Annotated in this window: 18 protein-coding genes; 9 read left to right on the forward strand and 9 right to left on the reverse strand. The window is 44.0% G+C overall.

All coding sequences use genetic code 11. The annotated features are described in order from the left end of the window. Window positions 1-140: 140 nt before the first annotated feature. The 3 genes from uvrA (at window position 141) to GJV22_RS12975 (ending at window position 6343) form a co-directional block, all read left to right on the forward strand. A complete protein-coding gene (gene uvrA, locus GJV22_RS12965) occupies window positions 141-2939 on the forward strand; it encodes an excinuclease ABC subunit UvrA (RefSeq protein WP_163714086.1) in 2799 nt (932 codons plus the stop codon). A 205-nt stretch (window positions 2940-3144) separates the two neighbouring features. Continuing rightward, a complete protein-coding gene (locus GJV22_RS12970) occupies window positions 3145-4926 on the forward strand; it encodes a hypothetical protein (RefSeq protein WP_163714088.1) in 1782 nt (593 codons plus the stop codon). A gap of 340 nt (window positions 4927-5266) precedes the next feature. Continuing rightward, the gene (locus GJV22_RS12975) at window positions 5267-6343 is read left to right on the forward strand and encodes a BamA/TamA family outer membrane protein (RefSeq protein ID WP_163714090.1); all 1077 of its coding nucleotides are present in this window, start codon (window positions 5267-5269) and stop codon (window positions 6341-6343) included. 35 nt (window positions 6344-6378) lie between these two features. Here the strand turns inward: GJV22_RS12975 and GJV22_RS12980 are convergent, their stop codons facing one another. Further along, window positions 6379-7734: an MATE family efflux transporter gene (locus GJV22_RS12980; protein ID WP_163714092.1), complete on the reverse strand. Its 1356-nt coding sequence runs from the start codon at window positions 7732-7734 to the stop codon at window positions 6379-6381. A 189-nt stretch (window positions 7735-7923) separates the two neighbouring features. Between GJV22_RS12980 and GJV22_RS12985 the strand changes: the two genes are divergently transcribed. Beyond that, complete coding sequence (locus tag GJV22_RS12985; protein WP_163714094.1) at window positions 7924-8472, forward strand: HEAT repeat domain-containing protein; 549 nt, start codon at window positions 7924-7926, stop codon at window positions 8470-8472. Between the two features lie 98 nt (window positions 8473-8570). Then, window positions 8571-9545, forward strand: coding sequence for a PorP/SprF family type IX secretion system membrane protein (locus tag GJV22_RS12990; RefSeq protein WP_163714096.1), 975 nt, complete (start codon window positions 8571-8573; stop codon window positions 9543-9545). Window positions 9546-9557: 12 nt separating this feature from the next. Here the strand turns inward: GJV22_RS12990 and GJV22_RS12995 are convergent, their stop codons facing one another. From GJV22_RS12995 to GJV22_RS13010, 4 genes are all read right to left on the reverse strand, one after another. Beyond that, window positions 9558-12749, reverse strand: coding sequence for a PKD domain-containing protein (locus GJV22_RS12995; RefSeq protein ID WP_163714098.1), 3192 nt, complete (start codon window positions 12747-12749; stop codon window positions 9558-9560). Between the two features lie 16 nt (window positions 12750-12765). Further along, entirely contained in the window at window positions 12766-13752 is a 987-nt protein-coding gene (locus GJV22_RS13000) for a dihydroorotate dehydrogenase-like protein (RefSeq protein ID WP_163714100.1), read from the reverse strand. Window positions 13753-13846: 94 nt separating this feature from the next. Then, window positions 13847-14518 carry a YggS family pyridoxal phosphate-dependent enzyme gene (locus GJV22_RS13005; RefSeq protein ID WP_163714102.1) on the reverse strand — a complete coding sequence of 224 codons (672 nt, stop codon included), beginning with the start codon at window positions 14516-14518 and terminating at the stop codon, window positions 13847-13849. 379 nt (window positions 14519-14897) lie between these two features. Further along, window positions 14898-17135, reverse strand: a complete 2238-nt coding sequence (locus GJV22_RS13010) for a tetratricopeptide repeat protein (protein WP_163714106.1) — start codon at window positions 17133-17135, stop codon at window positions 14898-14900. A gap of 245 nt (window positions 17136-17380) precedes the next feature. Here GJV22_RS13010 and GJV22_RS13015 point away from each other — a divergent pair, with 245 nt between their 5' ends. From GJV22_RS13015 to GJV22_RS13030, 4 genes are all read left to right on the forward strand, one after another. After that, window positions 17381-17782 carry a GFA family protein gene (locus GJV22_RS13015; protein ID WP_163714110.1) on the forward strand — a complete coding sequence of 134 codons (402 nt, stop codon included), beginning with the start codon at window positions 17381-17383 and terminating at the stop codon, window positions 17780-17782. A gap of 194 nt (window positions 17783-17976) precedes the next feature. Continuing rightward, entirely contained in the window at window positions 17977-18918 is a 942-nt protein-coding gene (locus GJV22_RS13020; RefSeq protein WP_205461860.1) for an aminodeoxychorismate synthase component I, read from the forward strand. Further along, window positions 18902-19498 (forward strand): aminotransferase class IV family protein, encoded by a 597-nt coding sequence (locus tag GJV22_RS13025; RefSeq protein WP_163714115.1) that lies wholly within the window; start codon window positions 18902-18904, stop codon window positions 19496-19498. Before GJV22_RS13020 ends, GJV22_RS13025 begins: the two co-directional genes overlap by 17 nt. Before the next feature lie 205 nt (window positions 19499-19703). Beyond that, window positions 19704-20093, forward strand: coding sequence for a hypothetical protein (locus GJV22_RS13030; RefSeq protein WP_205461861.1), 390 nt, complete (start codon window positions 19704-19706; stop codon window positions 20091-20093). Window positions 20094-20159: 66 nt separating this feature from the next. Here GJV22_RS13030 and GJV22_RS13035 read toward each other — a convergent pair whose 3' ends face one another. The 4 genes from GJV22_RS13035 to GJV22_RS13050 form a co-directional block, all read right to left on the reverse strand. Continuing rightward, on the reverse strand, window positions 20160-21410 hold the full coding sequence (locus GJV22_RS13035) for a DUF1015 domain-containing protein (protein WP_163714118.1): 1251 nt from the start codon (window positions 21408-21410) through the stop codon (window positions 20160-20162). Between the two features lie 63 nt (window positions 21411-21473). After that, the gene (locus tag GJV22_RS13040; protein ID WP_163714121.1) at window positions 21474-22394 is read right to left on the reverse strand and encodes an NAD(P)-dependent oxidoreductase; all 921 of its coding nucleotides are present in this window, start codon (window positions 22392-22394) and stop codon (window positions 21474-21476) included. A 67-nt stretch (window positions 22395-22461) separates the two neighbouring features. Further along, entirely contained in the window at window positions 22462-23532 is a 1071-nt protein-coding gene (gene serC, locus GJV22_RS13045; RefSeq protein ID WP_163714124.1) for a 3-phosphoserine/phosphohydroxythreonine transaminase, read from the reverse strand. A 198-nt stretch (window positions 23533-23730) separates the two neighbouring features. Next, window positions 23731-24456 carry a 2-phosphosulfolactate phosphatase gene (locus GJV22_RS13050; protein ID WP_163714128.1) on the reverse strand — a complete coding sequence of 242 codons (726 nt, stop codon included), beginning with the start codon at window positions 24454-24456 and terminating at the stop codon, window positions 23731-23733. Window positions 24457-24494: the final 38 nt, after the last annotated feature.

A 24494-nucleotide genomic window follows, 5' to 3' on the forward strand; every position in this document is an offset into this window, starting at 1 on the left:
AGTTAATACAAAGTAAAATCAGTCAATAGGCAACCAGTTTAAAAGGTGAGTAAAAGTATTTCTTAAATTTGCACTTTGTAAAATTCTTGGATTTTTGTTAAAAAAGCAAATTTTTTGTAAATAAATTTTAAATTATACGGATGACAGTCAACCAAAAGGGACAATATATACACATAAAAGGTGCTCGTGTTCACAATCTTAAGAACGTTGAATTACAAATTCCCAGAAATAAATTCCTCGTCATTACGGGGCTTTCCGGCTCAGGAAAGTCTTCTTTAGCCTTCGACACACTATACGCCGAAGGCCAGCGACGTTATGTTGAAAGTTTATCATCCTATGCCCGACAGTTTTTGGGTAGAATTAATAAACCTGAAGTTGATTTTATTAAAGGAATTCCGCCCGCAATCGCGATCGAACAGAAAGTAAACTCCCGGAATCCGCGTTCTACAGTCGGAACATCGACCGAAATATATGATTATCTGAAATTACTTTATGCCCGCATCGGCAAAACCATTTCACCGGTTTCGGGAACAGAAGTTAAACGACACCAGGTTGGCGATGTCGTTGATTTTATGTGTTCATTTCCGGAAGAAACACGCATGCTGATTTGCGCCCCTCTCCGGTCGAAGAACGGACGTTCCATTGAAGAAGAAGCAGAATTGCTCCTGCAACAAGGGTTCTCCAGAATTGAAACCCCGAATGGTATTGAACGAATTGACGAGTTGTTGCAAAAGGAAGAAAGTCCACTTAGTAACGGGCAATGCAACCTTGTCGTCGACCGGTTGCAAGCTCATCGCGACGATGATAATATGAGCCGAATGGCAGATTCAACTCAAACAGCCTTTTACGAAGGACATGGAGAGTGTATCGTAAAAGTTTATGCTGAAGATGGCCTGAAAGAAGAACATTTCTCGAGTCTGTTTGAAGCTGACGGGATCGAATTTGATGAACCGACAGAACACATGTTCAGCTTTAACAATCCGGTTGGAGCCTGTCCTTCGTGCGAAGGATACGGCAAAGTGATCGGTATTGATGAAGATTTGGTCATTCCCAATAAAGCACTTTCAATTTACCAGGATGCTGTTGCCTGTTGGAAGGGCGAAACCATGAAAGCCTATAAAGAAGAGTTGATTAAGTCGGCATCCAAATTCGATTTTCCGATTCACAAGCCCTACTACGAATTGAGTCAGGAACAAAAAGATCTGTTATGGACCGGCAATGCATATTTTGAAGGTATCAACGCCTTTTTCAAAATGCTGGAAAGTAACAGCTACAAGATTCAATACCGGGTTATGCTGGCTCGCTACCGCGGCAAAACAGCCTGTCCCGACTGTCGAGGCACCCGTTTGAAAAAAACAGCTGGTTATGTGAAAGTTTCAGGAACTCCGATTCAGGATTTGGTGTTATTGCCCGTGAATGAACTGCGTGACTTTTTCAAATCGATAAAATTGAGCGAACACGAACAAAAAATAGCCAAACGGATATTGATTGAGATTACCAGTCGCCTGAACTTCCTGTGTGATGTTGGCCTGGGATATCTCAGCCTCAACCGACTATCATCAACATTATCCGGAGGAGAATCTCAACGAATAAACCTGGCAACCTCATTGGGGTCCAGCTTAGTCGGTTCTATTTATATTTTGGATGAACCCAGTATTGGCCTTCACCCCAAAGACACTGAGCGCTTAATCAACGTGTTGCGAAAACTACAAAAAATAGGAAATACTGTTTTAGTGGTGGAACACGATGAAGAAATAATCCGTGCAGCGGATCAAATTATCGACATTGGGCCAATGGCTGGTACTCACGGTGGCGAATTGGTCTTCCAGGGGGATCACGAGGAATTGCTGAAAGCCAAAAACAGCTTGACCGCTGATTACTTAACCGGTCGAAAAAACATTGAGACACCAAAAATACGTCGCAAATGGACCGATTTTATCGAAGTAATTGGAGCGCGCGAAAACAACCTTCAAAATGTGACCGTCAAGTTTCCACTAAACACGATTACTGCTGTTACCGGAGTTAGTGGATCCGGGAAATCAACTTTAGTAAGTAAAATTCTATACCCGGGCTTATCCAAAATATTTGGCACATTTACAGAGAAAACCGGACAGCATGATGCCATCAAAGGGGATTTCAAACGCCTCACCGGAATTGAGTTTGTTGACCAAAATCCGATTGGAAAATCATCGCGTTCAAACCCGGTGACTTACCTGAAAGCCTACGACGAAATCAGAAAACTCTACGCTGAATTACCGGCTTCAAAATACCAGGGATTTAAACCCGCGCACTTCTCGTTCAATGTCGATGGTGGCCGCTGCGAAGAATGCCAGGGTGAAGGTGAAATCAATGTTGAAATGCAGTTTATGGCCGATGTTCACTTGCTGTGTGAAAGCTGTAACGGAAAACGTTTCAAGGATGATATTTTGGAAGTTGAATACCGCGGCAAAAGTATCTTCGACATCCTTGAAATGACAGTAAACCAAGCCATTGATTTCTTCAGCGAGGGGAATGGCACAACGGAAAAGAAAATCGCCCATAAACTTCAGCCCCTGCAAGATGTCGGATTAGGCTATGTCAAACTTGGACAAAGCTCTTCGACCCTATCAGGCGGAGAAAGCCAGCGCGTAAAACTGGCGGCCTTCCTGTCCAAGGAAAAAGACAGCCCTACCCTATTCATCTTTGACGAACCAACGACCGGCCTTCATTTTCACGATATCAATATTTTGCTGGTTTCATTTAACGCCCTCATTTCGCGTGGACACAGCATTGTTATCATTGAACACAACCTCGATGTCATCAAATCAGCTGATTGGATTATTGACCTGGGGCCAGAAGGTGGAAAAAACGGTGGAGAAATAGTTTTCGAAGGAACACCCGAAGAACTGGTAAAAGCCGAAAAATCGTTCACCGGACTAGCTCTGCGGGAAAAGCTTTAAACACAAATGGCTAATTTGTTAAATACACGGAGGCTCTGGCTTTTAAATTAACTTTTTTAGGCTTGAGTTTCTTTCAATTTAGACCCATTAAAGTCTAGGTTCCTCAAAAAATCAATATCTTTGCCTCCAATTGAGTTGATATGGGATTAGAACATGAAGCGTCGCTTCATTGTGCTGTATCCGCTTGGTTCTAAAATTGAAAAGAATGAATTTGAAAGCACACTCTTTCCACATTCCAGTCATGGGACTGGGTTACACTGTTGACACACCGGTAAAAGTGGCCCATTTGGGAATCTCTTCGGTGGTTTCTATCGTCGATGACTTCCTGATTGAAAAAATGCGGGAATTTTACAGTAAAAAATTCGACCTTCCGTTTAACGAAATTTCTACCAAAGCTGAAGACTTTCGGGCAAAGCGCATTACGGCTTACCTGAACCTGGTTGACAAACTGGTTAGCGATAAATTTGATGAGCTGGTGAATAACTTCCAGCAAAAAAGCAACGAGCTGGAAAAATACTTCGACTTATTACCTGATACAAAAAGCATTAAGGAGAAGTTCAACCATGCGATGCAAAATAAGAGCATGCCTGATGTAAAAGCCTGGTTACGCAAAAACCTGACCAAAGGGAACATCGATGTTAACATCATGACCAAGCTGGACAAGGTGAACTACAAAGACGGCGAGGCTTTACCATCGGAATTCAACGATGCGCACGCCGCCTTACGGGGTTTTGCAAACAGCACGCTTAGCTCATCGCTGGTTTTGTCGGCAGGAATGAATCCTCGTCTGTACAGCTATATCGAAAACTTCGAGGATTTTTATCCAACTGCTGAAGGTCAGTTCAAAAAGAAAGTGACCTTAAAAGTAAGTGATTACCGTTCGGCCCTGATACAGGGACGTTTTCTGGCTAAAAAAGGAATTTGGGTTTCTGAATATCGTATTGAGTCGGGCTTAAACTGCGGTGGTCATGCCTTCGCAACCCAAGGGTATTTACTTGGACCGATTTTGGAAGAATTCCGCACCAAACGTAAAGAATTGGAAGAAGCGGTCTTTGCAGTCCTTCAAAAAGGCTTGGAAGACAAAGGCAAAAGCTCAATGGAAAGCATTCCGGAGGTAAAAATAACGGCACAAGGTGGTGTTGGTACTAACGAAGAGCACAACTTTCTGTTGGAAGAATATGAACTGGACAGCATTGGCTGGGGAAGCCCTTTTATGTTGGTTCCTGAAGCTTGTCACATCGACAAATACAGCTTGGAGCTGCTACGTAATTCGGGTGAAAATGACTTCTACCTGAGCGACGCCTCTCCTCTGGGGGTTCATTTCAACAACGTTCGCGGAACAAGCCAGCAAAAAGCCATTGAGCACACCCGCAAAGAAGGCAAAGCAGGATTCCCTTGTACCAAACGCTACCTGGTTTTCAATACGGAATATACGGATCAACCTATTTGTACTGCATCGCGTCGTTACCAAACATTGAAAATCGCTGAAATAGAAGCACAAGAGACCAATGCTGAGTGCAAGAAATTACAGATTGATAAGCTGGCCGAAAAAGAATGTTTGTGCGAAGGCTTGAGCAATTCAACTTATCTGGCTAACGAAATTACGCCTGACAGTCCGAGACAAGGAGTAAGTATCTGCCCCGGACCGAACCTGGCTTATTTCAACAAGATTGCCAGTTTGAAAGAAATGGTTGACCACATTTACGGAAAGATCAACTTGCTGCAAAACACAAATCGTCCTAATCTGTTTGTGAAAGAGCTGCACATGTACGTTGATTATCTGGAAAACAAATTGGAAGAATTGCGCCATGCCAAAGATGAGAAGCAAGCTTCTTATTACCGGACCTTCCGCAAAAACATGCAGGAAGGCATCAGCTACTACAAAGAGCTTTTCACGAAGTATGATCACAAACTTCAGGAAATGAAGAAGGATGTGATGACTGAGTTGGAAAATATCAGCAACAAAATTGAAGCTTTCCAAATTTAACGAAAGCCTTTAAAATATTTTGAGAGCAGGTCACCCAGAGTGATCTGCTCTTTTTTATTAAAACACCGCCCTACATGTTTCATCACTAATGTTGCGCCTGAAAATTTAGGGCGGCTTCAATAATCTGGCGTTAACCTTCATCCTCTTTTTTATTACCACGACAAATCTTATGTCGACCATCTGATTGTATATTAAAAACAAGCTCGTAACTTGTAGGTAATCCCATTCAAATAGACAAAAGTCATTTGGGGAAATGCGGCAACAGTTACGATCACTCCCTTCAGGCTGATTAAGACTTTTGCGCTAAAAAACGTAAAAAGCACCCTTAAATAGTTTTCAGATGCAAAAATACACCCTCCCTCTTTTATTGCTTTTTTGTTCATCATTGGTTTTTGCCCAGGAACAAGCAACAGACAGCATTGGAAGTTCATCACTAAAACCTGAAAAGAATATCGATTTCAGTGTCATGCCTTTTTTAAGCTACAACCGAAATCTCGATTTCATGTTTGGAGCTATCCCCATGATGATGTACAGACTGGATCCGAACGATGTTGTCTCCCCAAAATCGCTCTCCGGAGTTTCAGCTGTGTACACAACCAATGGCTCCTATTTCATCGGGTTCTTCAATAAATTGCATTTTGCTGAAGATAAATGGCGAGCAAAACTGTTTGCTGTCACCGGCGATCACTATTCCCAGTTTTTCATGAACGATACGGATATACCCGGCTTTTATGAATACGGCACAAATACAATCTATATCAGCGTTGGGATTCAACGAAAAATTACCAAAGGGCTATACGGTGGTATCGGATACAACTACGCCCATCACAAAACCAACTACGAAGATGATATTCAAGCTCCGTCTACAACAAAAAACAACGGCATCGAATATAGTGTGCACTATGATACCCGAAATGCCGTTTATTACCCAACGACCGGGAATAATGTGAAGCTGAAATGGACTTCCTTCCCGAAATGGTTCGGTAATGAAGTCGAGGCTAATAAAATCTCAACAGAGTACAATCACTATTTCCCGATGCGCAGTGGCACCGATGTCCTTGCTACCCGTCTTTCCGGCACTTTCGGACTGGGCGATATTTCCTTTGAGCAACAGGTAACAATTGGCGGTAAAGATATTCGGGGATACTCCGAGGGGAAATACCGTGGTGACGGCTTGATGGCAATTCAGGGTGAATACCGGTACAATTTCAATGGAAAGATGGGATTGGTCGGATTTGCCGGTCTGGCAACGATCTACGGATCCGACAACAAAAGTTTCAATGGAAGTCTCTACCCGGGAGCAGGTGTCGGTTACCGCTACCAAGCTTTTAAAGCAGTGAAATTCAATATTGGATTGGATGCTGCTGTTGGTAAAGACGACTGGGGAATCTATTTCAGAATCGGCGAAGCATTTTAACTTTCCATTTCCGTTCTAAAAAAACTTCTCTTCTGTCAAGCTTCAGCAACTGCAACAGACAATTTGGCCCATTCCCGTCGAAGGAAGAAGATAACAATCAGGGCCGAGCAGGCATCGGAAATGGGCATCGATATCCAGATACCATCCAATTCGAAGAAGCTAGGCAAAACAAACAACAAGGGAATCAATACAATGACCTGCCGCAACAAGGTCAACAGCGTCGCAATTTTTGCTTTGCCAATGGATTGAAAAAAGTTTCCGGCCACAACCTGAAAACCAACAATTGGTAAGGCCAGTAGTCCCAGCCTCAACCCTTGCCGACCGATACTGAGCAACGCCGGATCCTCGGCATTGAAAAAACGAACGATTAAATCGGGGAAAACCTGAACCATAATAAACGCCAGAATCGATATTACGGAAGATGAAATAATCGCCAACCGCAAGGCTTCTCTCACCCTGTGATTTTGACACGCTCCGTAATTGAACCCAATGATGGGTTGCGTCGACATATTAATCGCCACAACTGACATGATGATGAGCGTTGCCACCGAGTTAACAATTCCCATCGCCCCGACAGCCAAATCTCCTCCGAACCGAATGAGCTTTGTATTGATCAAACCCTGAACAACAGAATTAGCAATCTGCATGAAAAAAGGCGCCATTCCGATGATCAAAATTTCGTTGATTATCTCCGGCTCTATTTTAAAATATTCCGGCCTTATTTTGACGATTGATCGACTACTTCGGAAATGCAACAATACCCAGACTGCCAGTACCATCATGGAAATAACGGTCGCGTAGGCAGCCCCTTTAACCCCCATTCCCAAACCGAATATAAAGATTGGATCGAGTACAATGTTTGTTCCGGCACTAATCAACATGGAATACATGGCTATTCGGGCATTTCCTTCTGAGCGAATGACATTATTCAATGAAAAACCAACGACCTGAAAGATCACTCCAACCAGGATAATATTGAGGTAATCGTTGGCGTACTCCATCGTTTCGGCGGTAGCACCAAACATTTTTAGCATGGGCCCTTTAATCAAAAACCCGATAAGAGTGATTAAAACAGAAGCGATAATCATCAGCGCAAAACTGTTTCCCAGTACGCGTTCTGCCCGAGCCATATCGTTCCGCCCCATATTAATGGAAACAAGCACACTGGCTCCGATACCGATCAGCATTCCAAAAGCGATCATCACCAGCATCACCGGGAAAATAACAGAAACGCCGCTGAGCGCAACGGCACCAACTCCCTGACCAATGAAAATACGGTCGACAATGTTATACAGCGCATTAACAAACACCCCAATGAAAGCCGGAATAAAGTATTTCAACATTAACCGACCGACATGTGCTTCTGCTAACTCCCTGGTTTTCTCCTGCATTATTGGAAATCTGATTTAACGACTAAACTGCCTGGAGACCATTGTGTGCGATGCTAAATGGCCCCTAAAAACGAATTGAAAACTTTAAAAGTTTGCCGCAAAAGTAAACATTCAGTCCAACAAATCCTGATTTTCAAAGTTCTTATTCTAAATTTGCAGGAAATACGAATTCGTTTAAAGCCTGCATCAATGTCTACAGAACAGTCCAAAAAAATCGACAATAAAACTATTACTAATTTAAAATCCGGGAACACGGACCTGGTCAGCGAAACCATCGAACAACTGAGCGAATCAGGTAATTCTGCCTACTTGCCGTTTTTGATTGAATTGTTGCACTCGACCTCAAACAATGAAATTAAAAAACGTATTGCACGTCTGTTGGCCGAACTGAAACACAGCGATGCAATTCCGTTGATTATTGATGCAATTAAAAATCAGGACTATGCAACTGAATTACAATACCTTGTTTCCGCTTGTTGGGAAAACGGAATGGATTACAGTGATCACCTGTCCTTATTCATCGACTTGATGATTGATCAGGATTTCATGGTTGCCTTTGAAGCCCACACAGTGATCACCAACATGACCGGTAAAATTTCGACTGCGATTCGCGAACAGGAAAGCCGCAAAATCCAAAATGCCTTGCCTGAACTAAGCGAAGACAAACAAGGTTTGCTACACGAGATTGAAGAATTTCTCCCATTGTTGGAAGCCGGAATCGAACCGCAAAGCTTTTAGAGGGATAAAAATCGCGCAAAAGGTTAGGAATTAATCCAATATCAGTTAAATTTAGGCTCTTCATTATCCATGAGCCCGCAAACATTTAACTGAATTACGTGAAAAAGGCATTGTTATTCCTGAGTCTGGTTTTACCCTTTTGTGCAATCTACGCTCAGGATGCCGAGTACTCGCAGTTTTATGCCAATCCAATTTATTTGAATCCCGGATTTACCGGTACGACCGAACAGGGACGCGTCGCTGTGAATTACCGCAATCAGTGGCCACAGCAAGGATCGACCTACGTAAACTATTCGGTTTCTTTCGATAGCTACCTCGACAAGCTCAAAGGTGGTATCGGTGCCCAAATTCACAATAGCAGGGAGCTGAACGGGATTGTTGAAAAGACCGACCTCAGCCTGTTTTATTCGCACCATGTTAAAGTCACCCCCAGGTTCTTTGTCGATTTAGGCTTACAGGCTGGCATGACCTATAAGAAGCTGGATTATCAAAAACTGGTATTTCCCGATATGATCAACCAGCTGACAGGCGATCGTTATTTTGGAAGCGAAGAAATCCCGGAGAATGCAGACCTGGTTTATCCGGACTTTGGCGTTGGTGTAATGGGACAATATGACTCGTTTTACGGCGGAATCAGTATCCATCATCTCAATCAACCGGAAGAATCGGTCTTCATCGGCGACAACCGCGGAAAGTTGCCAATGAAATTTACGGCACATTTTGGCGCCAAAAGTTACCGCTGGCACCGGGGTTTATTATCCCGGCGTTTTACCTTATCGCCGAATGTTATCTACCAACGGCAAGGTAATTTCAGCCAACTAAATCTGGGCTTATACTTGTTGGAAAAATCAATAGCCGGAGGTGTCTGGTATCGGCAAACATCGGGCCTTCAACCCGAATCATTCATCTTCATGGTTGGAGTTATGCGTCCTAAATTCAAATTTGGATACAGTTATGACATGGGCCTTTCAAAACTGACCAACTATTCAAGTTCCGCTCATGAAATTTCCCTGATCTTTTACACGGGTGAAAAGCGCCGTAACCGCGATGCATTGCTTATTCCTTCGTTATAAGTTGAAGGCCGGTTAGAAGACAAGTGTGACTGTTCCTTTTTGCTGGTGTGGTTCATCCAAAACATCGCGGTAAGTTAAGACCCAGACATAGGTTCCAGCCGGTGCAAAATCACCATTTTCCATTTTACCATCCCATCCAATTGTTTTATCATTCGACTCAAAAACCGGATCTCCCCAGCGATTAAAAATGCGCATATCATAGCCCTCTGTTTTCACAGCATCAGTTGCCAAAAGGAACACGTGATTCTCCTCATTGCTACTGTTTGGGTTGATGGCATTTGGTGGGAACAAATCTTCGGGAGCAACCAGCACGCGATGGCTCACTGTATCGATACAGGCAAATTCACTTTCGGCCAGCAAATGAACCGTAAACCAGCCAACTTCTTCATAGCGATTTTGGGGATTAGTCTGCGTAGAAAATTTTCCATCGTCAAAATCCCATTCAAAACTAGTGGCACCGCTACTTAAATTGGTAAACTCAAAAAGAGCATCCGAAATCAATTTCTGATAGCTGTCGGCTTCGAATTCGGCAACCGGATCTTCCTGAACTTTCACCACTGGATCGAGCACTATAGTGTCAGCGCAACCGGTTAATGCTGAAATAGCAATGGCCGATACCGGATATTCAGCCCCCGGCTCTGTGTATTCCTCCGAGACTGTTTCGCCTGCCAATCCATCGCGAACTCCCGTATTCCAAACATAGCTCAGCTGATCGACCGGGTCGAAGGCTACAGCACTCAAAATAACCTGAAGCGGTGCACAGCCGGGCTCATAATCGGCAGTCAGCTCAAATCGCGGTTGACGCTTAAAACTGAAAGTCTTGGTTTCGCTCATACAACCTTTGCCGGAAACAACCTGTAAACCAATAGTAGCTTCCGGTTTATACAACAAATTAATGGTCAATGGCCCCATAGCCGTTCCTGGGTCATTAATAATCTCGTCTGAAGCAAGTTCTGATAAATCCCAGTTATAAACGTCCTGATCATTCCCGCTGCCTGTATAGTTCACATCAAATTGATGCGGGTAACAGCGACTTGGATCAATGTCTGTGTAAACTGTTTTTAGGGGATTAACGGTGATAAAATCGTCCAGCGTCCCTGTGTTCGAGCAACCATCAGCGGAGGTCACTGTCAAGGTGACATCGTAGGTTGATGCATAATCGTATGTGTGTGTGATCGTCGGATCCATTGTACTAAAATCCAAGCCATCACCAAACTCCCAGGTATAAGTTTCAATTTCTTCAGTTGTTTGGGCTTTAAAATTCACGGTCAACGGCATACAGCCTTCGGTTATATCAGCTGTCACATCCAGGTTGGGAGTCACCCGGATGGGTGTCCAGTCGATCTCGCTTTGGCAACCCGACTCACTGATCTGCAGACCCAATTGTCGTTGATTAGTCTGCTGAAATCCCAGCTGAAGATCCAATTCCTTAATTCCCTGCCCTTCGAGATACAAAAGATCAGGGTAGTACCAACTAAAAACCGCATCGTCAGAAGCATCGCCAACATAGTCAATCTCCAGCGAATAACCGGAACAGGTTGTTGAATCGATACTAATATCTGTTGTGGGTGTGTCGTAGAAACGCAGCGACACCGTATCCCGGCTCACACAGTTGTATGCATCGGCAACCTCAATATAAGCTTGGTAATATCCGCTATCCAAAGCCTGCACTTCGGTATCAGCAACCGTAGGATCAGTAAAAGTTAACCCATTGGTTGACGCCCAGTTGACGGAACCTTTATCGACAGTCGTCTGCATATTTACCGTTCTGATGTCGCAATACAGCGGATTCTTATCGGCGATAGCAATAGCCGGATAGTCGTGCACCGTAACCACGATAGTATCGCTGGCTAAACATTGATATTGGTTTTCAACCAAAGCAATATACTCTCCTGTCCGTCTGACTTTAACTTGTTGCGTATTGGCTCCTGTATTCCAGCGGTAAGTCGATGTAGCAGCATCATTCACGGGAATTGCATCCAGGATCGTGCTGTCTCCGGCACAGAGATTCTGATCGATGCCTAAATTGAAGTTGGGAACCGGATTTACATTCACTGTAAATTCAGCAGTATCCAAACAACCATCATAATCTGCTATTAATAAGTAAACTGTCGAGTCGAGCGCCGATGACCAGGGATCCGGAACAGCTGCATCGCTCAAGCCTGATGAAGGTGTCCAGTAATAACTACCATTAAAATCCTGATTGAGCCTGACGGAATCTCCCCGGCAAATAGTTTGATCAAGCTTGGAACTGAAAATCACCTTCCGGATTTGAATATCGAAGGAGGCAGACAACTGAAGGTCGAGGTCTTCCATTCCTCCGTATTCGATCACATAGCCCTTGGGGCGAAAATATTGAGAATCGGGGCCATCACCCTCGTCACGCAAATCATTCCATGATTTCAACGGTTGATCGGGCACTTGGGTAATGTGCGCATAATCTTCCCCTATTCCCCCATTATACTCTCCATTGACGTTGTTTGGTTCTCCATTCCCCCAAAACGAATAAGCACCATTTATCGCTTGTCCATTCAGATAAGTTCCCCTCCAGAAAAGGGTTCCTGCTTCGGGGCCTGTCATCCATTTCCAATCTCCTTCAACTTCAGAATCAGAAGCACCAATCCAACCGACCCCGCTTATTTTGGTCCAGATAAAATCGTTCTCAACTTTCGAAGTAATGGTAGCCAGATATCCTTGCATACCATAAAGCGTTTTCGCCGCGGCAGCGACTTTGGCTGCGGTCCATTTAACGTCCCATTCTTGCACAAACTGATAAAAATGGCCAGTGGCCGGGAGGAAATCAGCATCATTCAAACTAATGGCAATATGCCGGGGTGTTGTGTCGGGAATGGGGGTCAGATTGTAATACCAGGTGTTATCAATAGCTGCTTCAAACTCTTCGACAGTAGCATTACCTTTCATCTCCAATGTTCCGGTATTGTTATTCCAGCTTGTGGTGATTGATGAACCGGAAGATTTGCAGGCGAGGCTTTCCGCTCCTTTTTTGTAGTTGGCAATGGAGACTTTTAATCCACCATTCACCGGGCCGCCGGTAATGGCAACCATCTGCGCCAGTTGAACCGAATCTTTACAAAAAGTAATCGACGAATTTCCCTTCAGTTCAATCTTCAGCGTTCCGGTTTGGGCATAAGAAAAGCCGGATGTTAGCAGTACCAAAAGAAAGATTAACACCCGGCTTCTCATATGTTGCAAAAATTAGTTATCCTTTGTTTGAAAAATATTTCATGAATTGCGCTCGCTCGTACATTTGCGGATCTTCAATCTTCGCATACGACAAACGACCACGGAAATCATCGATGGTTTTAAAGTTCCATTTTTGCATGAACATTTCCAAATCTTTTAGCATTCCGGCAATCACTTGTGCGCCGTTAATGTAGATCGACGAACAAACCTGGGTTACCTGAGCGCCCGCCAGCAGTTGTTTAATCACCGCGTCACCATCGTGAATACCGGTTGATGCCGCGATCTCCAATTTCGGAAGCGCTGCACTTACCAGGCCAACCCAACGCAACGAACGACGGATATCGGACGGAGAGCTGAATACTTCGGAAGCACTCAATGTCAGCTTTTCAATGTTGATGTCGGGTTCGTAAAAACGGTTGAACATCGTCACGGCCTTGGCACCGTTCGCCATTAAACGTTCGGCAAAGGCAATCAGGTTGGTGAAATAGAAACCTATTTTCACCGAAACCGGGATTGACACTTCAGCTTTCACTTTATTGAGCACATCGATGTACAACTGTTCAATGTCTTCCGGTTTCTCGTTGCGACTGGTTGGTACGTAGAAAATATTCAATTCCAGCGCATCGGCACCGGCTTGTTCAAAGTCTTTCGCGAAACCGGTCCACTCGTTGGCTGTTACCGCATTGATGCTGGCAATAATGGGGATTGACACTTCTCGCTTCACCTGACGAAGCAATTCCAAATGTGCCGTTACGGTATTCAAACGGGTGTAGTTGTGAATGTAATCTTCCGCTTCAGGGTAAGTATTTTGCGGATCTTTCGAAATGAGGTTACTCACCTCGCTGTTAATCTGTTCTTCAAACAGCGATTTCAACACCACTGCTCCGGCTCCGGCTTCTTCCAAAGCCTTAATTTTTTCAACACTGTTCGTTAGGCCCGAACTGGCCACAACAATCGGGTTCTTCAATTTCAAGCCCAAATATGTCGTATCTAACTTTCTCATATAGCGTCTTCGTTAATTATTCTTCTTGGTTTTTTTCGGTCTTCGACCCTCTTATTTTACGTTCAAATAAACTCGTTTCTGCTGCCTTCCGGGCTTAATGGTAGTTCCGTTCTCCAAAAATAAAACTACCCACCCGAACCATCGTGCTACCCTCTGCAACAGCCAGTTGGTAGTCGCCCGACATGCCCATCGAAATTTCAGAAAAAGAATCCTTGTCTCCAAAGAATTCGGCTTTCAATTGGTCAAATATGTTTTTAAGCTGATGGAATTCGCGCCTGACCTGTGTCTCATCGTCGGTGTAGGTGGCCATGCCCATTACCCCGCAAATTTCGACCGCATCCATCTCGGCATATTCTGCCGAGCTCAGCAGTTCCCGGGCTTCCTCCAGGTCCAGACCAAATTTGGTTTCCTCCTCCGCAATGTGAAACTGCAGCAACACCCGGATCGTCCGGTTATTCTTCTGGGCTTCCTTATCAACGGTCTTCAGTAATTTCAACGAATCGATCCCATGCAACAGCCCTACAAAAGGGGCAATGTACTTCACCTTGTTGGTTTGCAGGTGACCAATAAAATGCCACTCAATATCTTTGGGTAATTCGTCGTACTTGCGGCTCAACTCCTGCACCTTGTTTTCGCCAAACACACGCTGACCGACTTGGTAAGCCGCCAAAATGGCTTCGTTGGACTTGGTTTTCGAAACAGCCACCAGGCAAACCCCGGGTTCGAGTTCGTTTTTCAGTTTAGATATATTCTCGGCAATACTCATAATTTCGTTTAACTGCGCTACAAAACTACAAAAGCAAGCGAAAAAGAATGCTGATTTTTGGTGTTTTTTAGGGGGATAAACTGACAGTGAAGCCTGAAAATGAGTCGGCGCATTGCTTCAGACCGCAGCAACCGCCAAACAAGGAAACCGATGAAGCACCGGCAACAGCACAACCTGCGGAGGCCTCCGGATACTCCAAAGCCTTTATTCATACAGGTTACAGGCATTTCTCGATCGGCTTGCTGCCTTGACGAAGATCCCCGCACTGCTGCACAACTAACAGAACGGTTTAAACTCCTCCCCTGCAATGATTCGTATTTCAAAAGCAACACCCAGGCTAATGCTATTAAGCCCTTCTGGCTTGCATGAGGCATCCCTACTACTTTTCTACAAAATACCGGAGCTGGTCGAGCATGATGGGGACATCATCCTTGTCGATTCCCTGTTCCAGAAGCAGGGGTAAATCGTCGTCGAATATGGCCATAAATTCAGTTTCCGAGAAGCCGGTTTTTGAAATGGATTTCATGTAATAATCCAGCGCTGCTTTCCGGTTTCCCAGGCTCCATTGCACGTGCCCCATGTTCATCAGGTCGTGCTGATTGGGCTCATCGTCTACCAACTTGAGGAAATAGTTTTCGGCCTGCTCTTTTTTACCGGTCAGGAACGAACACCAGCCAATCGGTCGCCAAACTTTCTTGTTGCCGGGCTTCAGGTATTCCACTTTAAAATAGTACTTCAGCGCGTCATCAAACAGATCCAACTCAAGCAAACAATGCCCAATATTCAAGTGGTTGGTCAAATCATCAGCATCCAGCGCTTCGGCCGCCCGGTAATACTCCAACGCTTTTGCCGGTTGCTTCAGGTTTCGGTAGCACAGGGCAATCTTCCTGAGGTTCCACAACCTGTTCAGATCATATAATTCAGCTTTCCGGTAAGCCTCTAGTGCCTTCTCAAAATGGCCCAGTTTCTGGTAACAAAAAGCTATCTTCTGGTAAAGCTCGCCTTCCTTTTCAATGGCCAACAAATATTCGAAAACGCCAATTGCTTCTTCAAAGTAATTTTTCGAGAAATAGTATTCGGCAATATTTCGCACAACAACATGATCTTCTTTCAGAATAGCGCCTAAAGTTGTTTTGTTTTGAAAATCGAACCGCCATTGAAACAAGTCTTCAAAATCAGTTCTTCGGGGATGCAGCTTGTAAAAACGATATAAATCCTGGATATATTGATTGGAAATAAACCCGGCCTTTTTACCCGGATCAGTTAATTCCTCGTCCTGCTCAATTTCCTGAAACTGGTCCATCTCGGCCTGCAGTCCCTGCAACATAAACTTCCGGTTTTCCTTCGGAATGTTTTGCATGCTCAGGCAAAACGAATACTTATCTGAATTGCACAAAACCGGTGCAAGGCCTATGGTTTCAACGAAGCTTTTTGTCAGTTCATCGGAAAGATCGAGATTTTTATTCAACTCCGGATTTTGGGTGAAGAACGGGATAAACCAGTTGGCTATCTCACCGAAAAACGGGAACGACTTTAACATGGCAAACGAGCCCATGAACACATCGGCGCCTTCCATTTGCAATTCAGAAAACTCCTGCATTTTATCCATCAGCCCGGGCGAATCTTTGAAAATGTCCTGCCACTCCGGATTTTTATCTTCCGAAAGCCCTTCTTCCATTAAACTGTCCAGGTTGATTTTGTCTTTCAGGTTTGGACTAATCTTGATCATTTCAGGCAACAATTCCTCGCGAATCCGTTGCTGAAGTTTCTCGGTTTCCTTACTCCGGATCAGCTGAATAATGACCCGCTCCAGGTTACGTTTAAACTCCGGATCCTCATTCATAATTTTCAGCCTTCCGGTAATCTCCGCATAATAGGGCATCCGTGAGTCGTACTGGTAAAGCGTCAACAACAAGCTTACCAATGCCCGCTGGCTAACGGCCACATCATCCATTTCGTAGGCATCAAAAAGTAAGCTGAATTTCTTGTCATCGAAGTAACGCTGCAGACTCAGGGTTAAGGCGGTCACAATAAACGATTTGTAGGAACCCAATAGCGACGGACTGGCAAAAAACTTCCCGAGAAACTGAGTTTCCTTTGCAGTCAACCGGTCCTGAAACCAGAGATGGTAAAACAGCCGAAGCATTTGTTGATGGTGCTTTTGCTCATCGGCAGACTGTTCCTTATTCGCTGCAGGGTCGCTGGCCGCCTCGTCCTTTAGTTCATCGATGAGATAGAAGGATTCGAGCTCTGACAGGAAAGAATCAAAATTATTGACAAGCTGCCCTTTGAACACCCGCTTCTTTTCATATTCGATCGACGAAGCATATTTAATCCGAACAGCTTCGTTGACTTTGTCGGCCAATTCATAAGAAGAATCGATGAGCTTGCGATAGACTTTTTGTCGCTCCGGATCCTGAATACCCTCCACGGTATATTGCAGCATAAAGTGGTATGTCTGATCCAGCTCCCGCCATTCATCATAGAAAAGTCCCAGACCGTTTTCAGTAATTATTTTCTCCAGCAGGTCGAAAGCCGGCTTCAGTCTGCGATCTGCCAAGTGATTGCAAATCTCAATATATTGGTTATTTCGTTCCTTGTTCGTCATAGTCTTCATTGATAATTATAAGATACAAAAAATGAAAGTATCAAAAAACACTCCATTCGCGCTAAGACTGCCAGATGGGCAGAAAGAACCAAAATCTCTTCAGCCCGTTTCGATTCCAACACATTCCCCCCGGGTGGTTCCCAGGCAGTGGGATAAAATCCATCCGCCCCGCTTAGTATTTCCAGTGCTCTCTCATACGTATGAACTACAAAACATTTTTATACCTTACAGCAGTCTAACAAAAACAAGAAACAATGAAACACACAGGATCCTGTCTTTGCGGAGCGGTTACATTTGAGATTGAAGGCGATTTTCAAAGCCTCTTTTTGTGCCATTGCAGTCGTTGCCGAAAAGACACCGGCTCGGCACATGCCGCTAATTTGTTCTCTACCACGGCCAGCATCCAATGGTTGTCGGGAGAGGATAAGGTGAAAACCTATCGGCTACCGGAAAGCCGGCACGCCAAAGCCTTCTGTACCGAATGCGGATCGGCACTCCCCAAGACTCAAGGCGGAAGTAAACTGCTGGTGGTTCCCGCTGGTTGCCTCAACTCCGATGTGCCAATCAAACCACTCGCCCACATCTTTCTGGACAGCAAAGCCAATTGGGATTCGGAGCTGGAAAAGGTTCCAACGTTTGATCAACTACCAGAATAGGGATCAGGAAAGCGCAAGCCCTTCCCGTTAAAGTCTGTCTTTAATAACGGGCCGATAGAGACATACAGCTCGAAACACTGAATCGTCAAGACTCTGCCGAGCTAAAAACAAGCGATACTCCGCTGCCCTATGTGTATCGATTTTCTATCTTTGTGCACCTCATGCATAGCATCGAAAAAGATATTGTTTTAAAGATGAACGAACTGGGAAAACGAAAGCAGCCTTTTGTTTTCCTGTTCGATTTTGAATGCCAGCGTGCAAAAGTGTTGGAGTGGGATGAATGTGCTCCAAAATTGCTTTGGCGAACACCGCAACATGCTAACTTCAGCCGGGAAAAACTGCCGCATCATCCGGTAAGCTGGCACGTTGAGCCGGTTAAACACGAGCGCTATCAACAAGCTTTTGAGCTGGTGCAACAACACATTCATGGCGGCGACAGCTATCTGCTGAACCTGACCATGCCCAGTCGGGTCGATACAAACCTGACTTTAGAGGAAATCGCTCACAAAAGCAATTCACCTTACCTGGTTTATTTGAAAGATGAATTTGTCTGTTTTTCGCCCGAAATTTTTGTGCGGATTGAAAATGGCCGAATTTCGTCGTACCCGATGAAGGGAACAATTGATGCCAGCTTGCCCAATGCCGAAACACTGCTAAAAACCAACCGTAAAGAAAGAGCAGAACACCACACCATTGTTGACCTAATTCGCAATGACCTGAGTCGCGTGGCCGAGCAGGTTGAAGTAAAACGCTTTTGCTATATGGATGAGATTAACTCGAACCGGGGAAAACTCTTGCAAATGAGCTCTGAAATTACCGGGAAACTTCCGGCTGATTATAACGACCATTTGGGCGACTTGTTTGCGGGCCTGCTTCCGGCAGGTTCCATCAGCGGAGCACCCAAAAAGAAAACCGTTGAAATTATTGAAGCTGCCGAGCAATATGAACGTGGCTGGTATACCGGTATCTTTGGCGTTTTCGATGGCGAAAATGTGGATAGTTGTGTACTGATCCGCTACCTGGAACAAAACGGCGGCCACTTCACCTTTAAAAGTGGCGGCGGTATTACCCACCTGAGTCAGTGTGAGGAGGAATACGAAGAACTGATCAATAAAGTATATGTGCCAATTACTTGAAACCATTAAACTGGAAAATGGCCGGCTTTTCAACCTGAAATATCATAACCGGCGAATGAATGAAGCCCGGCAAGAACTCTTCGTCGGATGCACTCCCGTTGAGCTGGAAAATGAAATTCAAGTGCCTGAAGATTGTTTAAATGGCCTTTATCGTTGCCGGGTGCTGTATGCCGAACGAATTGAAAAGATTGAATTTATTCCGCAACATGTCCGGTCATTTTCGAGCTTAAAACTGGTCACACACGATACCATTGACTACCATTTTAAATATGCCGAACGAAGTACGCTGAACGAATTATTCGCTCAACGCGGAAATGCCGATGAAATTATCATTGTCAAAAACGGAGAAATAACCGATTGCACAATTGGGAATCTGGTCTTTTTTGATGGCCAAAAATGGCTTACTCCCACTCATCCGCTACTGAACGGAACTCAACGGCAAAAACTGCTCGAAACCGACGAGATACAAGAGAAAACGATCCATCCCACCGACCTTTCAAGCTATCAAAAAGCAGGTATTATTAATGCCTTTTTCGACTTGGGAAACATGCCAATTATTGAAATTGAGAAAATTTCCTAAACATTAAAATTAATGTAACCAACTAGTCATCAAATCGGTAAACTGCAAACAATAGCACAGGACGGACAATATTCCGATAAATTTCTTCAGAATGTTTTTCAAGCTATTTTTTTATTACTTCATTTTTGTATTTTTCGACCAGAATAAATTCATAAAAAACGAATAACTAACGCCTTTACGGCCAACAGTATAAGGAGGAAAAAATATGGCACCGATTAGTAAACCAAGAGTTATAAAGGATTACGAAAAGTTAGAAGAAGCGATCAAAGAACAAATCAAATTGGAATACCCGAATGGGTTTAGTCAAAACCTGATCAGCTTTACCAATAAAGACGGCATGTTGGTTAGTGCACTTCCTTTTGAAACGGAAGACAAGTACTACTTGGTTCGTATGACCACGCAGGAAGCTATCGACATTATTAGTGATGACGATGATTACGATGATGAAGGCATGTTGAAAGATGAATCTCGTGAAGCATATGAAGACAAGCACTCAGAAGAAATGGACATTCCTGATGAGGATGAAGACGAAGACGATTCGTATGATGAGGACGAAGATGATGACGATGACGATGATGATGATGACGATTTATAAGCAAGCATAAATAGCAAAGCCCGGTTTATTTGCCGGGCTTTTTTGTATCTGTACTTATGGTTTCGTTTAATCCAGTTTATGGATGACTAATCCGGAACGCAATTTGGGCTCAAACCAGGTAGTCTTAGGTGGCATGATTTTTCCGGAATCGGCAATCGCAATCAGTTGTTGCATGGAAACTGGATAAAGTGCAAAAGCCACTTTCATTTCGCCGCTGTCGACCCGTTTTTGCAATTCGCCCAGTCCACGGATTCCGCCGACAAAATCAATCCGCTTAGACGTGCGCAAGTCCTGAATATTCAGGATCGGCTCCAACGCCTGCTTCGATAAAATAGTCACATCTAAAACGCTGATGGGATCCTCGTTGTCGTAAGTATGACCTTTGGCGGTTAATTTATACCAATCGCCAGTCAGGTACATACTAAATTCGTGCAGTTGACTCGGTTTGCATATATCCTTGCCCACTTTTTCAACCGTAAATCCTGCTTGTATTTTTTGGAGCAAGTCAGCTTCACTTAATCCGTTCAGATCTTTCACCAGCCGGTTGTAATCAATAATCTGAAGTTGATTGTCGGGGAAATGGACAGCCATGAAATAATTGTAGGATTCCGCCCCCGTGTGATTCGGATTTTGTGCCTGACGCTCCAAGCCAATCCTTGCGGCGGCGGCTGTTCGGTGATGCCCGTCGGCCACATAAGTTGCCGGTACTTTTGTTTCAAACAACCATTCAATCCGCTTATTTAATGCCTGATCGCGGATTACCCAAAAATGGTGACCAAAGCCATCTTCAGCTACAAAATCATAATCTGCTTCGGTTTGACCAACGATTGAAGAAACAATTTCGTCGATTTCGGGAACAGCTTTGTATGAAAAGAAAACCGGCTCTATATTCGCATTTAAATAACGTGTCAACACCATGCGGTCTTCTTCCTTATCCGGGCGTGTCAGCTCGTGCTTTTTAATGATGCCGTTGTGGTAATCGTCGCAGGATGCAGCACCAACAATACCGTACTGGGTGCGACCATTCATGGTTTGCGCATAAATATAAAATCGAGCTTCTTCATCTTGCACCAACCAGCCTTTTTTCTGAAAAGACTTGAAATTCTCAACTGCTTTCGAATAAACTTCTTCGGTATGAAGACCAGTGCCGGGTAGGCAATCAATTTCAGCACGAGTAATATGGAGTAGCGAATTATCTTTGCCTTCAGCCATTCTGGCGGCTTCTTCCGAATTCATAACATCGTAAGGCAAACAAGCTAAATCGGTAACAATTTTTTGGGGAGGACGCAGCCCTTTAAACGCTTTTACAATAGCCATAACGCGTAATTTTAGTTTAGTTCGTTCCTAAAATTATAAATTCCACAGAAAATCCGGGTATAATTATCTATTTACCCGAAAGGTTTCATCTCCGTTTTCGAAGAAACCGGCAATTTGCTCAGCAGCAGCAACTCCCGCATTGGTATTCGCTTCCTGTGTTTGAGCTCCGATTTTCTTGGGTGTGAAATAACAGCGGCCGGTAAATTTATCAGCAAAAGCATCTGCGCCGTCCGGTGCAATATCCGAAAGGTATTTCACATCGGTTCGTTGTTCCATAAAAGCACACAGATCGTCCTCATTGATCACCTCATTTCGTGCGGTGTTTACCAGGATGGCATCTTCTTTTAAGTGCTTCAAAATATCCATACTCACCGACTTCAGGTGCTCACCTTTGGCCGGAACATGAATGGACACCACATCCGACAAAGCATACAATTCCTCCAGAGATCCGGTCACTTCCAAACCTTCGGAAGTAGCTTGTGCTTTGCTGTAACGTGTGTACACAATAACCTTCATACCGAAACCGCGGGCAATGCGATGCACATTACGAGCCACATAACCGTAGCCGTGCAAGCCCAATGTTCGCCCGCGCAGCTCACCGCCTGATTTTCCGCTGAAGAATTCACGGATACCGTAAATGGCTAAACCAATAGCCAATTCGGCTACAGCATTTGAATTTTGTCCGGGAGTGTTCATTACCACCACTGCCTTTTCTTTGGCGTAAGTGGTGTCAACATTGTCGTAACCGGCACCGGCACGAACAACAATTTTCAAGTTTTCAGCGGCGTCCAGAACGTCACGGTCAACCTTATCGCTGCGAACAATCAACGCATCGGTTGTTTTCACAGCGTCCAGTAATTCAGCTTTTGATTGATACTTTTCAAGCAAGTTGACTTCGTAACCGGCTTGTTTTATAACCTCAGAAATTTTGCTCAATGCAGAAGGAGCAAATGGTTTTTCAGTTGCAATTAATACCCTTTTCATACCTTAAAATCTTTTAATACCAGAAAGAAAAAGCAGGACCCCCATCCTGCTTTTTCTTTATTTGAATTTAATTCTTTGCTTCGAATTCTTTCATCACGTCGATCAGCGCTTTAACACTGTCAACTGGCATCGCATTGTAGATTGATGCACGGAAACCACCAACCGAGCGGTGTCCTTTCAAACCGATCATTCCTTTTGAAGTTGCGAATTCGTTGAATTCTTTTTCCAGTGCTTCAAAACCTTCAGCCATCACGAAAGTCACGTTCATGCGTGAACGATCTTCAACTGCAGGTACAGTAGGAACGAACAATTTGTTGCGATCCAATTCAGCGTAAAGCAAATCAGATTTTTCAATATTTACTTTCTCAATCGCCTCAACACCACCTTGTTCTTTCAACCAAACCAATGTTTGCAAACATGCATACACTGCAATTGTTGAAGGCGTGTTGAACATTGATTCACCTTTGATGTGTGTTTGGAAATCCAACATCGTTGGGATTGTACGGCCTGTTTTGTCCAACACATCGTTTTTTACGATAACCAATGTAGCACCTGAAGGTCCCAGATTTTTCTGAGCACCAGCGTAAATCAGGTCATATTTTGCAATATCAATCGGACGACTGAAAATATCAGAAGACATATCAGCTACCAATTGCACAGGAACATCTAAATCAGTTTTGATTTCTGTACCGAAGATGGTGTTGTTTGAAGTGATGTGCAGATAATCAACATCAGCAGGCACGTCAAATGCTTTAGGGATATAATTGAAGTTTTTATCTTTTGAAGAAGCTACCTCAACAACTTCACCGAAATATTTCGCTTCTTTCATCGCTTTGGATGCCCAAGAACCTGTTGTCAGGTAAGCGGCTTTGGATTTCATCAGGTTGTAAGGAGCCATCAAAAACTGAAGGCTGGCACCACCTTGCAAGAACAACACCGAGTAACCTTCAGGAACTTTCAGCAATTCCTTAACTAAGGCAACAGCTTCGTCCATCACAGCAATAAACTCTTTGCTTCGGTGCGAAACTTCCATCACAGATAGTCCGGTACCGGCGAAGTCAATTGCTGCTTCAGCTACTTTTTGTTTGGTGTATTCGGGTAAGATTGAGGGTCCCGCATAAAAATTATGCTTCTTCATGGTATGTTATTTTAGGGTTAAAAATTATTTATTAGTAATGTTTTTTATTAATGCCTTTTCAAATTAACGGAATCAGTCGACCAATTCATCTGAGAAATATCAGAAACGGTCGTTTTTGAAGTAGTTTTACAACATGGCTACAAAACAGGTATTCAGACTAATAAGTATCATTTAAGAGGTTTTTATTTTTTAGCAAAGTTAGTTAACCGGAATCAAATCTCCACCGCTGAATACGGGAATAACAGATGTGAAATCAGGCTGATGGCAGAATTCAATGCAATCGTCTAATCCCTTGGCTGCCAAGCGACCTTTTTGGGCTGCTTTCTGGATGTATCCATTCAGATCGGAACTGGCAAGCGACCACAAATCGAGCGAGGCGGTAACAGCGTCACAAATCGTTTCAAATTTTCCTGAAGTCAACAATTTTTCAGCCAGTGCACCGGCAAAAACGGTATCTTCCAAACTAAAACGGTCTTTCCATGAGGCACAGAAAATCAACACCGGCGAATCCTGTGCGATTAACCATTCCGACAAAGCTGTCAAGTTCAAAAAGGAACCAACAACAACAGCTTTCGAATGGGCCGCCATATGAATACAGCGGGTTCCGTTTGTTGTGGAATACACAATCTCCTTGCCTCTCACCTTATCGGCCGTGAAATTGAACGGTGAATTTCCGAAATCGGCAAAATCGAGCACGAAGCCATCACGCTCCGAAGCCACAATAAAACCTTGGTCTTTTTTAGCTTTAGCTTCCTCAACGGTCGACACGGGAATAATCCGTTTAACACCATTATGCAAAGCCGTACAAATTGTAGAAGTAGCGCGGAGAATATCAACAACAACGACAATATTGTCATCGTTGGCGTGCTTGGAATACATCGCAGGAGACAAACAGGTTTCTAACCTGAGTTTAGCTTTTTTCATCTTCAGCTTCAACGTTATTAGGAGCGCAAAGATAATTG

This window comes from Mangrovibacterium lignilyticum (assembly GCF_010882175.1).
GTDB classification, from domain to species: Bacteria; Bacteroidota; Bacteroidia; order Bacteroidales; family Prolixibacteraceae; genus Mangrovibacterium; species Mangrovibacterium lignilyticum.

Excerpts from the sequence above, each read along its gene's own strand:
- uvrA (WP_163714086.1), top strand. The coding sequence starts at position 141 with ATGACAGTCAACCAAAAGGGACAATATATACACATAAAAGGTGCTCGT.
- GJV22_RS12970 (WP_163714088.1), top strand. The coding sequence starts at position 3,145 with ATGAATTTGAAAGCACACTCTTTCCACATTCCAGTCATGGGACTGGGT.
- GJV22_RS12975 (WP_163714090.1), top strand. The coding sequence starts at position 5,267 with ATGCAAAAATACACCCTCCCTCTTTTATTGCTTTTTTGTTCATCATTG.
- GJV22_RS12980 (WP_163714092.1), bottom strand. The coding sequence starts at position 7,734 with ATGCAGGAGAAAACCAGGGAGTTAGCAGAAGCACATGTCGGTCGGTTA.
- GJV22_RS12985 (WP_163714094.1), top strand. The coding sequence starts at position 7,924 with ATGTCTACAGAACAGTCCAAAAAAATCGACAATAAAACTATTACTAAT.
- GJV22_RS12995 (WP_163714098.1), bottom strand. The coding sequence starts at position 12,749 with ATGAGAAGCCGGGTGTTAATCTTTCTTTTGGTACTGCTAACATCCGGC.
- GJV22_RS13000 (WP_163714100.1), bottom strand. The coding sequence starts at position 13,752 with ATGAGAAAGTTAGATACGACATATTTGGGCTTGAAATTGAAGAACCCG.
- GJV22_RS13005 (WP_163714102.1), bottom strand. The coding sequence starts at position 14,518 with ATGAGTATTGCCGAGAATATATCTAAACTGAAAAACGAACTCGAACCC.
- GJV22_RS13010 (WP_163714106.1), bottom strand. The coding sequence starts at position 17,135 with ATGAAGACTATGACGAACAAGGAACGAAATAACCAATATATTGAGATT.
- GJV22_RS13015 (WP_163714110.1), top strand. The coding sequence starts at position 17,381 with ATGAAACACACAGGATCCTGTCTTTGCGGAGCGGTTACATTTGAGATT.
- GJV22_RS13020 (WP_205461860.1), top strand. The coding sequence starts at position 17,977 with ATGAACGAACTGGGAAAACGAAAGCAGCCTTTTGTTTTCCTGTTCGAT.
- GJV22_RS13025 (WP_163714115.1), top strand. The coding sequence starts at position 18,902 with ATGTGCCAATTACTTGAAACCATTAAACTGGAAAATGGCCGGCTTTTC.
- GJV22_RS13030 (WP_205461861.1), top strand. The coding sequence starts at position 19,704 with ATGGCACCGATTAGTAAACCAAGAGTTATAAAGGATTACGAAAAGTTA.
- GJV22_RS13035 (WP_163714118.1), bottom strand. The coding sequence starts at position 21,410 with ATGGCTATTGTAAAAGCGTTTAAAGGGCTGCGTCCTCCCCAAAAAATT.
- GJV22_RS13040 (WP_163714121.1), bottom strand. The coding sequence starts at position 22,394 with ATGAAAAGGGTATTAATTGCAACTGAAAAACCATTTGCTCCTTCTGCA.
- serC (WP_163714124.1), bottom strand. The coding sequence starts at position 23,532 with ATGAAGAAGCATAATTTTTATGCGGGACCCTCAATCTTACCCGAATAC.
- GJV22_RS13050 (WP_163714128.1), bottom strand. The coding sequence starts at position 24,456 with ATGAAAAAAGCTAAACTCAGGTTAGAAACCTGTTTGTCTCCTGCGATG.